At 43.6% G+C, this 16,702-nt stretch carries 8 protein-coding genes and 1 pseudogene; 8 read left to right on the plus strand and 1 reads right to left on the minus strand.

Going from position 1 to position 16,702, the window contains the following annotated elements; genetic code table 11:
- The first annotated feature begins 93 nt into the window (after positions 1 to 93).
- From HX743_RS11965 to brxL, 8 genes are read left to right on the plus strand one after another with little or no spacing between them, the layout of a single operon-like run.
- On the plus strand, positions 94 to 960 hold the full coding sequence (locus tag HX743_RS11965) for a WYL domain-containing protein (RefSeq protein WP_160255371.1): 867 nt from the start codon (positions 94 to 96) through the stop codon (positions 958 to 960).
- 10 nt (positions 961 to 970) lie between these two features.
- Positions 971 to 1,582: a DUF1819 family protein gene (locus HX743_RS11970; RefSeq protein WP_096902446.1), complete on the plus strand. Its 612-nt coding sequence runs from the start codon at positions 971 to 973 to the stop codon at positions 1,580 to 1,582.
- A 17-nt stretch (positions 1,583 to 1,599) separates the two neighbouring features.
- Positions 1,600 to 2,175 (plus strand): DUF1788 domain-containing protein, encoded by a 576-nt coding sequence (locus HX743_RS11975; protein ID WP_178319340.1) that lies wholly within the window; start codon positions 1,600 to 1,602, stop codon positions 2,173 to 2,175.
- A 41-nt stretch (positions 2,176 to 2,216) separates the two neighbouring features.
- A complete protein-coding gene (brxC, locus tag HX743_RS11980; protein ID WP_178319334.1) occupies positions 2,217 to 5,897 on the plus strand; it encodes a BREX system P-loop protein BrxC in 3,681 nt (1,226 codons plus the stop codon).
- A gap of 46 nt (positions 5,898 to 5,943) precedes the next feature.
- Entirely contained in the window at positions 5,944 to 9,483 is a 3,540-nt protein-coding gene (gene pglX / locus HX743_RS11985) for a BREX-1 system adenine-specific DNA-methyltransferase PglX (RefSeq protein ID WP_178319335.1), read from the plus strand.
- 2 nt (positions 9,484 to 9,485) lie between these two features.
- Entirely contained in the window at positions 9,486 to 11,426 is a 1,941-nt protein-coding gene (locus tag HX743_RS11990; RefSeq protein ID WP_178319336.1) for a DUF262 domain-containing protein, read from the plus strand.
- Complete coding sequence (pglZ, locus tag HX743_RS11995) at positions 11,423 to 14,047, plus strand: BREX-1 system phosphatase PglZ type A (RefSeq protein WP_160255367.1); 2,625 nt, start codon at positions 11,423 to 11,425, stop codon at positions 14,045 to 14,047. Before HX743_RS11990 ends, pglZ begins: the two co-directional genes overlap by 4 nt.
- A 29-nt stretch (positions 14,048 to 14,076) precedes the next feature.
- Positions 14,077 to 16,116, plus strand: coding sequence for a protease Lon-related BREX system protein BrxL (brxL, locus tag HX743_RS12000; protein WP_160255366.1), 2,040 nt, complete (start codon positions 14,077 to 14,079; stop codon positions 16,114 to 16,116).
- 123 nt (positions 16,117 to 16,239) lie between these two features.
- Here brxL and HX743_RS12005 read toward each other — a convergent pair.
- Positions 16,240 to 16,476 (minus strand): annotated as a pseudogene (locus tag HX743_RS12005) (hypothetical protein); the annotation flags it as partial.
- Between the last annotated feature and the right edge of the window lie 226 nt (positions 16,477 to 16,702).

A 16,702-nucleotide genomic window follows, 5' to 3' on the forward strand; every position in this document is an offset into this window, starting at 1 on the left:
ATTGCAATACTACCTTTAAATACCGTCAAAAATGTTTACTGTATATTTGCTGTAGGGTAATCTTAAAGCTGCTATTTATTGACTGATTGGTATATGACGACAGATAAGCATGAAGTCCTGCTACGAATGCGAGCGATCGAGCTGCTTGCTTACTGGGAAGGTCGTTTGGTTACCAATCGTTTAATGAGCTGGTTTGGGCTCAGTCGACAGCAGGCTTCTGCGGATATCAAGCGTTACAATACGCTGTATAACCCAGATGCCTTGATTCATGACCCCTCCGTCAAGGGTTATGTGCCTAAGGCCAGCTTCCAGCCTGTACTGACTACAGCGCATATCAATGAATATCTCAATATGCTCTCGGGCTTGGTCAGTGAATCGCATGCCCTTATTGCGATGCCAGAACCGAATCTTACAGCAGTTCAATTACCTGATCGCAGTGTACGTCCTGAAGTGATTCGGGAAGTTTTGCGTGCCTGCCGCAACCAAAGTACTTTAAAAATGATTTATGCCTCGATGCAGAATCCGCAGTGGCATGAACGCATCATTTCCCCACACACCCTGGTGTATACCGGTTTTCGCTGGCATGTCCGTGCCTATTGCCATCAGAGCAAGCAGTTTAAGGACTTTTTACTCTCCAGAATTGATCGCACACCTGTTGTGATGGCGATTGAGTCAGTAGACCCTGCTCAGGATCAGCAATGGCATGAAGAAATTGTACTGACGCTGATCCCGAATCCAAAATTGAATGCAGCTCAAAAAGCTCTGGTCGAAAAAGACTTCGGCATGCCTGATGGCAGATTACAGATTCCGGTGAAAAAAGCCCTGGCTCACTATACTTTGCAGCGATATCAGGCCGCGATCACGCTGGCTGAGGCGGATGATGCCTTGAAATATCCCTTGGTACTACAACGCTCAGATATCGAAAAGCTGTCATCTTACCTGTTTGATCAAGCTTCATAGGAGATTGGCTATGTTAGAACAATTTCATTATGACAGTGACCTGATTGGTGGCTCACTGATGGTACGTGAAAGCCGGCTGATCGCGGATCTGTTATTACGAGAGGCGACTCCAGAACAATGGCATCAGGCCATTCAGATTGACAATATTCTGCAAAAAAGAACTGCGGCTTCGGCGCAACGCAATGCCACCGCTATTCGTAAGCGTCTGGAGCGCTTGGAGCCTGATTTCTGGAAAGCACTACGTGATGGGGATGATGAGCTGGCGACCCAGGTGGCTTTTTGTGGCGCATTGGAACGCAACCTATTGCTGCTTGAGTTTATGGAAACAGTGATGAGAGAGGCCTATATCTCCCAGGCTCAATACCTGGACAGTTATATCTGGTCAGACTTTCTGGATGAGCGTTCACAACGAGATCCGGATATCTGTGATTGGAAAGAGTCCAGCAAGAAAAAAATGGGGCAGGTGGTGTTTCGCATGCTGGCAGAAGCCGGTTACTTAAAAAGTACCCGTAAGCTGGAGTTGCAGCGTGTGATCGTCAGAGCAGAGCTGCGTAGCCTGTTGGAAGAACATTATAAACAACGCATTAAAAGATCTATGGAAGTGTCGCTATGGACGCGGTAGTTGTAGAGGGGGCAGCAATGAATCAAAAAATACATGAGCGTCTGAATCAGATTCCAGAGCGAATACTTTCCACCGAGTTTATCACCGGTCAAGGATTGGGCAATGAAATTGGCTTCTGGATTTTTGATTATGCACCTGAAGATGAGTTGAAAGTGCGCGAATATCTGCATTTTCTAGACGGGATGCTGGAGAAAAAACACAGTCAGCTGAAGGTGGTGAATATCAACCTGCTGCAAGCCGTGGTGGATTATCTGGCTGAGCGTAACTTCATCGATAAAGCCATTCAAATGCAAAAAGCCAAAGGCGATGAAGCGCTGCTCAAAGCCTTAAAGGGCCCACTGCATATGGATAAGTTCGCGCCCTATCTGGTGAATAAATATGCCACCAATGCGCAAGATATTGTGTTGATGACTGGGGTAGGGTCGGTTTGGCCACTGTTACGTGCCCATCACTTATTGAACAGTTTGCATTCGTTACTGGGGCATAAGCCAGTGGTGCTGTTTTACCCGGGCTATTACGACGGTCAAGCGATGAGTTTATTTGGAAAAATTCCAAGCAACAATTACTACAGAGCATTCAGATTAGTGCCTTAAACACGGCAAATAGAAATAAGAATTCGGGGGAATGGATTGAGATGAACATTAAAGAACTTTTTTACAAGCCATTAGATCGTGCAATTAACGGGGTGGTGAAGGCAGATCAGGATGATAATGCCACGGTTTACCAGGAGCTGGATGAGTACGTGGTCACCAATGAGCTGGAAAAGCATTTTCGTGACTTTTTCCAGTCCTATGGTACAGACCTCAGCGACCATTCGATTGCCAATCGTGTCGGCGTGTGGATTTCTGGCTTCTTTGGTTCAGGTAAATCACATTTCCTGAAAACCTTGTCGTATATTCTGGCCAATAAAGTGGCACGTGACGCGGAAGGTAACGAACGCAGTGCTGCAGAATTCTTTGATGAAAGCAAAATCCGGGATGCGTTTATCCGTGCGGATATTGGTAAAGCGGTTAGTCATCATGCCGATGTCATCCTATTTAATATCGACAGTAAAGCCAGCTCCAATGATGATGGTAATCCGATTCTGAATGTGTTTTTACGCGTGTTTAACGAATATCAGGGTTTTAGTGCCGATCATCCACATATTGCACATATGGAACGTCACCTGAGCCAGAAAGGGGTGTATGAGCGCTTTAAACAGGCTTTTGAAGAATCTAGCGGCATGTCTTGGCTAGAAGAACGTGACGGCTATCAGTTCTATCAGGATGATGTCGAAACCGCAATTTCCCAAGCCCTCAACTTATCAGCAGAAGCGGCACACAAGTGGTTTGAGGATTCTGAGCAGACTTTTAGTGTTTCGGTCGAAAACTTCTGTCAGTGGGTGAAAGAATACCTGGACAGCAAAGGACCCCAGCAACGCATGTTGTTTCTGGTGGATGAAGTGGGGCAGTTTATTGGCAGTGATACCCGCTTGATGCTGACATTGCAAACCATTACTGAAAACCTAGGTACGATCTGTAAAGGCCGCGCTTGGATTATTGTCACCTCACAGGCAGACATCGATGCTGTTTTAGGTGAGATGTCTTCTTCCAAAGCCAATGACTTCTCCAAGATTGCTGGTCGTTTTAAAACCCGGTTATCACTGTCCAGTTCCAATACCGATGAAGTCATCCAGAAACGTTTATTACGTAAAACCCCAGAAGCAGAAGCATTGCTCAGATCAGTGTTTGAGCAAAAGGGCGATATCTTAAAAAATCAGATTACCTTTGACCGTTCAGGCCCAACCCTAAAGAACTATGAGGGGCCAGACAGCTTTATCCATAACTATCCTTTTGCGCCGTACCATTTTCAGCTGGTACAAAAAGTATTTGAAGAAATCCGTAAGGTCGGTGCGACCGGTGCACACCTGGCCTATGGTGAACGGTCCATGTTGGATGCGTTCCAGATGGCCGCGAATGCGATTGCTACAGATGAAGTCGGTGCCCTGGTTCCTTTCCACCGCTTCTATACTTCAGTGGAAGGATTTCTGGATACAGCAGTGAAGCGTACCATCGACCAGGCAGGGCAGAATAAGACCCTGGATGGTTTTGATGTGCAGATGCTGCGTACCCTGTTCATGATCCGCTATGTCGATATCATCAAAGGTACGCTGGATAACCTGGTGACTTTGTCGATTGAGAAAATTGATGAAGATAAGCTGGCATTACGCAAGCGGATTGAAGAAAGCCTACTGCGTCTGGAAAAAGAGAGCCTGATTACGAGGAATGGTGATGAGTTCCTGTTCCTGACCAATGAAGAACGCGATATCACCCGTAAAATTAAAGCCACTGACTTAGCAGCTTCAGAAGAAAATAAAGAGTTAGCCAATCTGATCTTTAAAGATTTACTGCGCGATCAGAACAAATACCGCCATCAAGCCAACAAGATGGACTATCAGATTGGACGTTTTCTGGATGGTCATAGCCTGGATGGTAAGTATGAGAGCGATTTGAAAGTTGAAATCATTTCTCCGCTGGATACGGAATACAACCTCTATACTGAAGCTTACTGTATTGGTAAGAGCGCCGAGGCCGAAGGGCAGGTACTGTTTAAACTGGCAGACGATAAGCAATTCTTTAATGAACTGCGTACTTGGCTGAAAACCAATAAATTCATCCGTTTAAATGATGATGGCACTCAATCGGATATCAGTCGCATTTTGGCAGACCGAGGCCGTGAGAATCAGGAGCGTAAAAAACGTCTGCGTGCCCGGGTCGAAGAAATGTTGCTGGACGCGGAAAGTTATGCCTTGGGTCAACATCTACAACTTTCATCTTCAAGTCCAACCACCAAGCTGGATGAGGCTTGTCGTTATCTGCTGGAAAACACTTATACCAAACTGAGCTATTTGCAGGTCTATCAGCAGGATGCCTGGCGTGAACTGAACGCCGTCTTGACTGTTGATGATATGGCGCAACTCGGATTGTCTCTGGATGGCGGTCAAAGCAATCCGAAAGCCCTACAGGAAGTGGAGCAGTACATTGCACTACGCGCCACTGGTACAGAGCGTATTCTAGTCTCAGATGTGATAGATCGTTTTGCCAAACGTCCTTATGGCTGGCCAGATGCCGAGATTTTACTGCTGGTAGGTCAGCTGGCTGCGATGGGGCGGATTTCACTGCAGTTAAATGGCGGCAGCTTACAGTTAAAAGATGCCTTTGAGCCTTTACAAAACAGCCGCCGTCGCCGTGATGTGTCGATCATTAAAAAGCGCCAGACTGATGATCAGGTGTTGAAACAGGCACGCCAACTCACCCAAGACCTATTCTCGGCCATGGGACCAGCGACTGAGAAAGAGCTATTTGAATTCTATTTGCAGCATTTTAAGACTTGGTTAGCCAACTTTAAGTCGTATAAGAGTAAAACTGATGTCGGACAGTTCCCGGGCAAGAAAGTGATTGAAAAATCGATTCTGGCTTTGGAGCGTTTGCTGGCGAATAGCGACAGCTTTGATTTCTTTAAGGCCGTGGTCGAGAACAAGGACGACTATCTGGATCTGGAAGAAGATTATCGTGATATTCATGAGTTCTTCACTAACCAGATGCCAAGCTGGCAGCAACTGCAACAGGCCTTACGTCATTTTGAGAAAAACAAACAGGCACTGGGCAGTGATGATGTGGCAAAAAAAGCCCTCTCCGAATTACATCGTATTTCCACCCTTGAATCGCCCTATGGCCTGTTAAATAAAGTGGCTGATTTGGTTCGCACAGTGGAAAGCGTCAATGAGAAATTGCTGACTGAGAAGCGCAATCAGGCGATAGAACACATTGATGACAAGATCAAGCAGTTAGAAGCCGAGATTAAAAACAGTGGCATCGCTAGCGCTGAGCTGAGTAACAAGCTATTACGCCCACTACAACTGCTGAAAACTGATATTGAAGTGGAAACTAGCCTGTCCACCATCTATATGCTGCAAACCCAAACCGCCGTGGAGCGTTTTGATGAAGCCTTATATGAGTTGGAAAGCGAAGTTCAGGCGGAAATCCAGCGTCAGGCCAAAGCGGCACAACTGGCTCAGAGCAAAGCAGAGAGTGTAACCAACACTGCAACCATCTCCAGCCCAGCTACATCAACACCTGCTGCGAGTCCTGTACAGCCTGTGACAGCCGTAGTGCTACCGAAACCGGTGGTGGAAGTCGAGGTGGCGAGTCTGTATAGCAAAACATTCAGCAATGTTTACTTGGAAACAGAAGAGTCAGTAGATCAGTTTGTAGACGCACTCAAAGCTGAACTGAAAAAAATCGTGAGTGATAAAAAGCGTGTGCGTATCCGCTAACAGGGTTTAGGGATATCGGCATCAGTCATTAATTAAAGGTTTAAAGATGAATACCAGTAATATTAAAAAATACGCACCGCAAGCACGTAACGATTTTATCGCAGCGATGCGCAAGCAGGCCGCCAAATATGGCATCACCGCAGACAGCATTTTACCGGCAGAACAGAAAGGCGATTTGCTGCTGATTGGCGATCAGGTTTTTCCGCTATCCGTCATGAAACCACGTGAGAAGCTGATCAAACGCATCCAAACCAGCAGTTTTGAGCAGACGATTGATTATATCGCTTACAGCTGGTTTAACCGTCTCTGTGCGATCCGTTATATGGAATGCAAAGGCTTACTGGATCATGGTCGCCGTGTACTGAGTAGTGCAGATGGCAGTGCCGGCTTGCCACAGATTCTGGAAGAATGTCTGGATATTGACCTACCAGGTTTAGATGCCAGTCGTGTGGCCGAACTCAAACTGGATGGTAATAAAGACGAAGAGCTGTACCGTGAGCTGTTACTGGCGCAGTGCCATGCATTGAATCAGGTGATGCCACTCTTGTTTGAACAGGTTTCTGATGAGTCAGAACTGTTACTTCCTGACAATTTAACCAAAACCGATTCCTTGATCCGTGATCTGGTCAGCAGCATTCCGGAAGAAGATTGGTCGGATGTGCAGATTATTGGCTGGCTGTATCAGTTCTATATTTCTGAAAAGAAAGATCAAGTGATTGGTAAAGTCGTCAAAAGTGAGGATATTCCTGCCGCGACACAACTCTTCACGCCAAACTGGATTGTGAAATACCTGGTACAGAATAGTGTCGGTCGTTTATGGATGATGGCACAGCCTGATAGTACGCTTGCCAGTGAGTGGGAATACTATATTCAACCAGCTGAGCAAAGCGACGAAGTCAATGCACAACTGAAACAACTGATTGATGTGCGGATCAGTGAAGATGGCGATACTTTAAACCCTGAAAGCATTACGGTGCTGGATCCGGCATGTGGTTCGGGGCATATTCTGGTGGAAGCTTATGACTGCTTAAAAGCGATTTATCTGGAACGTGGTTACCGCAGTCGTGATATTCCACGTTTGATTCTAGAAAATAACCTGTACGGGATTGATATTGATACCCGTGCAGCACAGCTCGCCAGTTTTGTACTGTTGATGAAAGCGCGCGAGGATGACCGCCGTTTATTTAGCAATCCACCACGGCTAAATATTATTGCGTTGCGGGATAGTCAGCCTGAGCGTTTAGATGCATTCAGTCAGGATTTGGCAAACACTGGTATTGCTCAGGCTGATTTAAAAGAGCTGCTAGACTTGTTTGAGCATGCCTCGACCTTTGGTTCTTTGATTCAAATTCCTCAAGCATTCGCTAAAAAGCTGCCTGATTTAGAAACCAAGCTGAATACAGCTTTAGAATCAGGGGATATTTTTAGTCAGCAGTCAGCACAAGAGTTATTGCCTTTAGTACAGCAAGCTAAATTACTCGCTAAGCAATATGATGCCGTGATCGCTAACCCGCCATATATGGGCGGTAAAGGCATGAATACAGCCTTAAAAGATTTTGCCAAGAAGAAATTCCCAGACAGCAAGTCAGATCTGTTTGCCATGTTTATTGAACGTGGTTTTGGATGGTGTAAGGACAGTGGTTTCAATAGCATGGTGACCATGCAAAGCTGGATGTATCTATCATCATATGAAGCGATGCGTGAAAAGTTGCTAAAGGATCGAACTTTTTCATGTATGGCTCATATGAGCAATGGTGTTATGGGTATTGCCTTCGGTACTGCTGCAACAATTATGCTAAATAAACACATTGGCGATTATGCAGGTAGTTTTTCATATTGCGAGTATGATGATCTAAATGAAAATGGAGTGCCAAAACAATTTCCTATAAAAAACAAGCGACTAAAAACAGCAAAACCAGATGATTTTAAGAAAATTCCAGGTAGTCCTATAGCATATTGGTTAAATAATAATATCTATAATTTTTTTAAAAATTCTCCAAATATATGTACGGTTTCTGATCCCCGACAAGGTATGGCTACAACAGATAATTCAACTTACTTGAGAAGTTGGCATGAAATTACTTTTGAAAAATTTGGAGTTAATTATGAAAATGCTAACTTAGGCAATAAGAATGGTTGTTACTGGTTTCCTTATAATAAAGGTGGGGATTTAAGGAGATGGTATGGTAATCAACATTATGTTGTGCGTTATGAAAATAATGGGCAAGAACTTATAGATTTAGTTACAAGTAAGTATCCTAAGATTAGTGATCCTGAATTTGTTATTAAGAATAGGAAGTATTACTTCAGAGAATCAATAACATGGACGGATTTGACTAGTTCAATGTTGTCAGCACGTTATCAACCTAAAGGTTCAATATTTGACGTTTCAGGGCATTCAACTTTTATTGTCGATAAAAAAGTACAAAAAATCATATTAGCGTTTCTTAATTCTAAATTAGGGTATGAGCTGTCTAGAGTATTGAATGAATCTTTTCATTTTCAAGTCGGTGATTATAAAAAACTGCCATATCCCGAAAAGCTGGAAAATTTAATACATGAAGACAATATTAATAAATTAATTAAAATTTCTAAATTTGATTGGAATTGTTACGAAACCTCATGGGACTTTACACAAAATCCAATTATTAGTACTCAACAACCAAACCTAGAACAAGCCTTTAACACATGGCAACAGCAAAATACTGACGCCGTGGCTGAAATGAAACGCTTGGAAGAAGAAAACAATAAGCTGTTTATTGACGCTTATGGTTTACAGGATGAACTGACTCCAGAAGTTCCTGATGCGCAAATTACGCTTACCCGTGCCGACCGTGAAAAAGACAGCCAACGTTTAGTGTCTTATGCGCTTGGTTGCATGATGGGACGTTATAGCCTGGACGAACCAGGTCTGATCTATGCCCATGCAGGCAATCAAGACTTTGATGCTAGCCGTTATCAAACATTCCCGGCAGATGCTGACGGTATTATTCCATTGACCGAAATGCACTGGTTTGAAGATGATGCAACGCACCGTATTCGAGAGTTCTTAACTGCCGTTTGGGGGAAAGAGACACTGGATGCCAATATGCAGTGGCTCGCAGAAAGTCTGGGTAAAAAAGCCAGCGAAAGTGCTGAAGATACCATTCGCCGTTACTTAGCCAGCAAGTTCTATAAAGACCACATGCAGACCTATAAAAAGCGCCCGATCTACTGGTTATTCAGCAGTGGTAAACAGGGGGCTTTCCAGGCGTTGGTGTACTTGCACCGCTATAACGAAAGTACCTTGGCACGTATGCGTACCGAATACGTGATGCCACTCATTTCCAAAATGGCTGCTTTTGCTAATTCACTGGAAAATGCTAAAGAAAATAGCGACTCTGCGGCTGAAATCAAACGCATCGAGAAAAAACTGCAAGATTTACATAAGCAACAGGCTGAACTGAGTAGCTTTGAGGAAAAACTGCGTCACTATGCTGATCAGCGTATTACTTTAGATCTGGATGATGGGGTGAAAGTGAATTATGGCAAGTTTGGGGACTTGCTGGCTGAAGTGAAAGCGATTACTGGTGGTAGTGGGGAATAATCATGGAATTACAAAGTCTAAATAGTATTTTTAAAGAACGAATTTTACGAATTCCTGACTATCAACGGGGCTATGCTTGGACTACGACCCAATTGGAAGATTATTGGGAAGATTTACTACAGCTTGATCCTGAAAGAATACATTATACAGGTGTTATTACACTTGAACCTGTACCTGAGAAAATCTGGTCTAAATGGACAAATGATCAATGGCTTATAGAAGATTTGGATTATAAGCCGTTTTATGTGGTGGATGGACAGCAACGTTTGACTACATCAATGGTACTGATTCAGGCAATTATTGAATCAATACCGGCTGGTGAGTTAATTGCATCACAAAAAGTTGATAAAATTAAACAAAAATTTATTTTATTAAAAGCGGATGACAATATCCGCGAAAGTTACATTTTTGGCTACGAAAAAGATAATCCAAGTGATGAATTCTTGAGAACTCAAATTTTTGGGATGTATTCACACACCTATCAGCAACAAGAAACCCTTTACACTCGTAATTTGAAAAATTCAAAAGAGTTTTTTAAAGAACGGTTGGCTGTCTTATCACTAGAAGATATAACTGCACTATATAAAAAATTAACTCAAAAATTTAAGTTCAATCTTTATGTTATTAATGACGAGATAGATGTATTTGTCACCTTTGAAACGATGAACAATCGTGGTAGGCCTCTTTCTAGTCTAGAGCTACTAAAGAATAGACTGATTTATTTATCAACACTTTTTAAAGACAATACGGGTAAAGACAAGCTGAGATCCAATATCAACGATGCTTGGAAAACCATGTATGAATATTTAGGGAAAAATTCAGATGCTCCATTAAGTGATAATCTTTTTCTTCGTAACCATTGGACAATGTATTTTAAGTACACACGAAGAAAAGGCGATGATTACATTAATTTCTTGCTCAATGAGAAATTTAATGCGCGGAACATCACGCATCCTAAAACTGCAGATGATGCTTTAAAAATCGAAGAGATCTCTGAATATGTAAAAAGTCTACAACAATCAATTATTTATTGGTTCTATATTCATAACCCTTACTTTGATCAATCTGATAATCTGACCGATTTACAACGAAGCTGGTTAGATCGATTGGAACGTTTAAGTTTCCGTTCTTTTAAGCCACTACTTCTCTCTGCATTTGTTTCAAAGCAAGATCCGGTGAGAATTGTCGAGTTGTTACAAGTAGCAGAGCGTTATAATTTTACTTTATTTAATTTAAGTCAGCGCCGTTCAAATACCGGTGATACTGAACTTTTTGGCATGTCGAGAGATTTGTTGACAAGTTCCATAACAATTGAATCTGTAATAGAAACGATTAAAAATTTAATCAGCCACTTTTATGACCCACAGAAATTTCTAGCCTATATTGATGAAAAATATGAGCTTGATCGAGATGGATTTTATCATTGGGATGGTGTTTGTTATTTTCTCTACGAACATGAACAATGGCTTAGAGAGAAAGGTAAACAATCAACAAATAAATTATCTTGGGATGTAGTTAAATCTAGCCAAAAGGATTGTGTAACCCTAGAACATATTTTTCCACAAACGCCAGATGACCCATATTGGTTGAAGCATTATTCTCACTTAGATGAGCAAAAACGACGATATCTAACTCATTCCTTAGGAAATCTACTTCCTTTATCCCGTGCTAAAAATTCATCATTGCAAAATGTGGCGTTCCCGTTAAAGAAAAATGATGATGATGGGGTCGGCTATTACAATGGATCAGTATCTGAAAATGAAGTAAATACAAAACAAGATTGGACGCCTAAAGAAATTAAAGAGAGAGGTTTAACTCTATTAAAATTTATGGAGGAGCGCTGGGAAATCACGTTAGGTGATCAAGATTTTAAAGAAAAGCTACTTCATGTTGATAGCATCCCATTTCCTGTTGTAGTGGCAGAAGAAGAGGTGACTGCATGAATCTGGATCAGCTACAGAAGGGTCTGGAACAGGCTTTCTACACTGAAAAACATCGAATTGTCTTTTGGTACGACGCTGAACGGTCCTTTAGCGACGAAGTACAGGCATTAAAGTTGAATGATGTCCAGATTCTGAATATGGCAGACGAATCCAGCCTTGCGATCAAGCTTAAACTGGAACTTGAGGATCAGCAGGGTAAATACTTGCTGTATTTCCCAAGTGCTGAGCCTGAAACTGAAAAAGACTGGTTACTGGACATCAAGCTGTATTCACGCAGCTTCTATGCCGATCGTTTCTCTATTATTTTCAATGAGCTGGGTTTACAGCAGCAGAGTCTAAGAGAACATCTGGCCAAACGTGAAGAATTCCTCAAAGCCAAAGCGCGTCTGAGCACCTTAAAACGCTACATCCAGCCTGATGCAGATGCTCAGGATCTGGATATGGCCATGATTGCCGCGGTGGTCAAGGCCGACAGTGCCGAGCTGATGCATATTGTTCTGGCGCTGGCAGATGAAATGGTACAGCAGAACCTAGATCTGGAAGTCAATACAGAATCCTTTGCTGAACTGGAAAAATTCCAACTGGTGCCGGCTTTGGTGACCGCATTACAGGCGGAAATTGGTTATCCAGCATCGGTTGAAGAATTGAATGGTGAAGCACCATTCAAGCTCGGTATGTTCTTTATCCGTTTGATGACTACAGGTTTCTGTGAAAGCCTGGGCGATATCCCCGTATGGGCTCAGGAACTGGTGATGTCATCCGTCAGCTCCCGTGCGACGGCTAGAGCCTTTTTGTCGCGCTGGAGAGACAGTTCTAAATACTACCCAACCTTCGATACACTCTCCCAGACCGTGGCAAATGCACTGCGGATCCAGGAGAAGGTCGGGGCCTTTGATCTGGAGCAGCTGCTCGATGTCATGACCTTTGAAGTGATTGAACAAAAGATCATTGTTGATTTGGCCAGTCATATCCCTGCAGCAACCAAAGCTGAACTGGAACATTTCATAACGATTATTTCTACCCGTCTGGATGGTTATTGGGCTTCCAAACATAAGGATGATGCAACACGCCGTAAATATCGTACTGTCTATACAGCGTTGCAGGCAGCCATTGAGCTGTTTAGCCTGCGACAGCAGTTTGATGCCGGTTTCTATTTCGACTCCAGTGAAGCTTTGTATAAAGCCTACGAGCAGGAGTTGTATCGCTTTGATATGGCCTATCGCCACTACAGTGCTGCTTCTCAACGCGCTCATGTCGATATCCTGAAAAAACTCGATGAAGAAGTGGAAAATTGCTATTCCTACTGGTTTATTGACCACTTGGCACGCAACTGGGGCGAGCGTGTAGAAGCTGAACAACGTCTGAATGTTTGGAAAATGACGGATATCCCAAATCAGCAGAACTTCTACGATACTCACGTTAGACCCTTACTCAGTTCCGCAACGAAACGCCGTATTGTGGTGATTATCAGTGATGCTTTCCGTTATGAAGCTGCGGTAGAGCTGCGTGATCGTATCAATGAAAAGCGATATTCTGAAGCGACATTGTCTTCACAGCTGGGCGTTGTCCCAAGTTACACCACACTTGGCATGGCCTCGTTGTTGCCGCATCAGACTTTGGAGTACAAAGAGGCCGCAGGTGATGATGTTTTAGTAGATGGGCAGTCCAGCAAAGGGACTGCAGCACGATCCAAAATTCTGGCTGCCTATAATGGATTGGCGGTTACCGCTGAAACGGTAAAAGGTTGGTCGCGTGATGAAGGCCGTGAAGCACTTAAAGACCATGATTTGATTTACGTTTATCACAACGTGATTGATGCTCGGGGAGACAGTGCCTCTACAGAATCAGAAACCTTTATGGCGGTGGAACATGCCATTGAAGAGCTGACTGAACTTAGCCGCAAAATCTTGATGCATTTCAATATTTCTACCCTGTTGATCACAGCCGACCATGGCTTCTTGTTCCAGCAAAGTAAACTGGAATCTGCGGATCGTTCAAGCTTGACTGAAAAACCGACCAATGCATTGAAAAGCAAAAAACGCTATGTGATTGGGCATGGTTTACCAGAGAGCAAGGAAGCATGGAAAGGCTCAACCCAAGCTACGGCAGGCACACTATCTGCGACTGATTTCTGGATTCCAAAAGGGGCGAACCGTTTCCATTTTGTGGGAGGCTCACGTTTCGTACATGGCGGAATCATGCCTCAGGAAATCGTAGTGCCTGTACTAACGGTAAAACAGCTGCGTGGTGAAAAAGCTGGACAACGAACCAAGCGTAAAGTTGAGGTTATTTCTACCAAATCCACGCTGAAGATGGTCAATAACATCCAGAAGTTTGATTTGATGCAAACCGAAGCTGTAAGTGAGCTGGTCATGCCAGTGACCCTGTCGATTGCCATTTATGATGGGGATCTCAAAGTATCTAGTGAAGAAACCTTGACCTTTGATAGCAGTACAGACTCTGTTGCGGAACGGGTAAAACAGGTCAGACTGTCATTGTCTGGCACTGATTTTGACCGTAAGAAAGATTACTTCCTGTTACTGAAGGACAAAGACCTGAATATCGAAATGCAGCGCTATAAGGTCACCATTGATCTGGCATTTACCGATGACTTCTTCTAATAACGAATTAACGATAGAGCGTAGCCTACATGGAATCTGCTAACGATAAAGAACTGGATCAGCTGCTGAATGAACACTTTGCTGGGCGGGTGGTACGTAAGGATCTGACTAAACTGATCAAAGAAGGGGCCAATGTCCCGGTCTATGTACTCGAATACCTGCTAGGGATGTACTGTGCCTCGGATGATCCAGAGATCATTGAACAGGGACTACGTAACGTAAAGACGGTTCTGGCAGAGAACTATGTACGACCTGATGAAGCTGAGAAGGTGAAATCCCTGGTCCGTGAACGTGGCAGTTATAAGGTCATTGATCGGGTGACCGTAAAGCTGAATGAGCGTAAGGACAAATACGAAGCATCATTTAGTAATCTGGGTATCAAAGATGCCGAAATCTCGGCAGGCATCGTTAAAGAGTATGAAAAATTACTGGTGGGTGGTATCTGGGTCATCGCCACACTCAGCTACTACTTTGATGAAGGGCAGACCAGTTCTCCATTTGGCGTGAGCTTACTCAAGCCGATTCAGATGCCGAATATGAATATGGATGAACTCTTCAGTGGCAGAGCAGCATTAAGCACGGATCAGTGGCGCGAGAGTTTAATCCGTTCTATCGGCATGGAACCGGCTTCGCTAAAAGAGAATGTGCAATGGCACCTATTAGCGCGTATGGTTCCGTTCGTTGAAAATAACTATAACGTCTGTGAACTGGGACCACGCGGTACCGGGAAAAGCCATATTTACAAAGAGTGTTCACCGAATAGTATTTTAGTCTCCGGTGGGCAAACGACTGTCGCCAACCTGTTCTATAACATGAGTAGCCGCCGTATTGGTCTGGTGGGGTTGTGGGATGTGGTGGCCTTTGATGAAGTCGCCGGTATTTCCTTTAAGGACAAAGATGGCGTACAGATCATGAAAGACTACATGGCCTCAGGATCTTTTGCCCGTGGCCGTGAACAGATGGAAGCCTCAGCTTCGATGGTTTTTGTGGGTAATATCAACCAAAGCGTGGAATCTCTGGTTAAAACCAGCCATCTCTTGGCGCCGTTCCCTGAAGCCATGATCGATTCAGCATTCTTTGATCGCTTTCATGCCTATATCCCCGGCTGGGAAATTCCAAAAATGCGTCCGGAGTTCTTCACCAACCGTTATGGTCTAATCGTTGATTATCTGGCTGAATTCTTCAGGGAAATGCGTAAGCGTAGTTTTGCGGATGCCATTGAGAAGTACTTCAAACTCGGAAATAACCTGAATCAGCGCGATGTGATTGCCGTTCGCAAGACGGTTTCTGGATTGATGAAGCTGCTCTACCCACACGGTCAGTTTAATAAAGAAGATGTACGCCAGTGTCTGGAATATGCGCTGCAGGTACGCCGTCGGGTCAAAGAGCAGCTGAAGAAAATTGGTGGTATGGAATTCTATGATGTGCATTTCAGCTATATCGATAATGATACCTTAGAAGAACATTTTGTCTCAGTCAAAGAGCAGGGTGGTGGCGGACTGATTCCCGAAGGTCCAGCCAAGCCAGGTTTCTTATATACCATCGGGCTCAGTAATAAAGGCATGCCAGGCTTATACCGCTTAGAACTTCAAGTCACCAAAGGTTCAGGAAAATTGGCGACATCAGGCTTATGGAATTCAAGCAGTGCCAAAGAACAGGTCAAAATTGCTTTTGATTACTTCAAGGCCAATGCATCCAGAATATCGGGTGGCAGTAAGGTGCTGGAACATGATTTCCACTTACATGTGGTGGAATTACAGAATACCGGCCCGCTCAGCCATCTTGCTCTGCCAAGTTTAGTGGCTTTCGCTTCTGGCCTCTTAGGACGATCGGTACAAAGTCAGATGGTGGTACTGGGTGATATGAGCTTGGGTGGTTCAGTGACACCGGTGGAAAGTATTGCCGAATGTCTGCAAGTTGCTTTTGATGCGGGTGCCAAGAAGGTTGCTTTACCAATGAGTAGTGCGGCAGATATCCCAACGATTCCTGTGGAACTGTTTACCAAGTTCCAGACCAGCTTTTATGCAGATCCGGTGGATGCGGTGTTTAAAGGGTTAGGGGTGGATTAATTTCATATCTGTCTGGAAGAGTTACAGTAGATTGTTTTAAATTCAGTTTCTCAAGTTAAACACCATGTTGTAAAAGCATAATACTGCCTCTTTTAAAGAGCTAGTATTTTAGGGGGGATTACCCTTCATTTTTTTTTGATCAGATATCTGTTGTACTTTGACAGGATTTTGTTGATCTAAATATTTTTGATACCAAACACGCAATGTTTCAGGAGTACAACCGATTTTAGGATCAATAGCTGTGATTGCTGCCCAAGTAGAAGGATAATCTTTTTCAGATTCAATTAGTAATTGAACCGCTCTTTCTCTGATTTCAGGGGGCAATTTTACTTTGCCATTTGTAAGGTAAAAGGGGTCAATTTTAGAATGCCGTTGACAATGTATCGCCTTTTGAGTTTGAAGCAATGTACAATGATAAGATTAACCCGTTAGGTCAGGTGGCCTAACTTAAATAAAAAGTCTCCGACAAACCCGGTACGGTTCACTATCTATTGTTATTCTTACCTGAAATTGATGTGAGCTTATAGAGACAAGGTAAATTTGCAAAAGTGCCGGCTATTCAGTGTTCATTGAATGTTTAATTTAA

The sequence above is a fragment of the Acinetobacter sp. Swhac1 genome, from assembly GCF_013390985.1.
Classification (GTDB): Bacteria; Pseudomonadota; Gammaproteobacteria; order Pseudomonadales; family Moraxellaceae; genus Acinetobacter; species Acinetobacter towneri.

Bases quoted from the DNA above. Each gene is read 5' to 3' on its own strand.
- pglZ (WP_160255367.1), top strand. From the start codon at position 11,423: ATGAATCTGGATCAGCTACAGAAGGGTCTGGAACAGGCTTTCTACACT.
- pglX (WP_178319335.1), top strand. From the start codon at position 5,944: ATGAATACCAGTAATATTAAAAAATACGCACCGCAAGCACGTAACGAT.
- HX743_RS11975 (WP_178319340.1), top strand. From the start codon at position 1,600: ATGAATCAAAAAATACATGAGCGTCTGAATCAGATTCCAGAGCGAATA.
- brxL (WP_160255366.1), top strand. From the start codon at position 14,077: ATGGAATCTGCTAACGATAAAGAACTGGATCAGCTGCTGAATGAACAC.
- HX743_RS11970 (WP_096902446.1), top strand. From the start codon at position 971: ATGTTAGAACAATTTCATTATGACAGTGACCTGATTGGTGGCTCACTG.
- HX743_RS11965 (WP_160255371.1), top strand. From the start codon at position 94: ATGACGACAGATAAGCATGAAGTCCTGCTACGAATGCGAGCGATCGAG.
- HX743_RS11990 (WP_178319336.1), top strand. From the start codon at position 9,486: ATGGAATTACAAAGTCTAAATAGTATTTTTAAAGAACGAATTTTACGA.
- brxC (WP_178319334.1), top strand. From the start codon at position 2,217: ATGAACATTAAAGAACTTTTTTACAAGCCATTAGATCGTGCAATTAAC.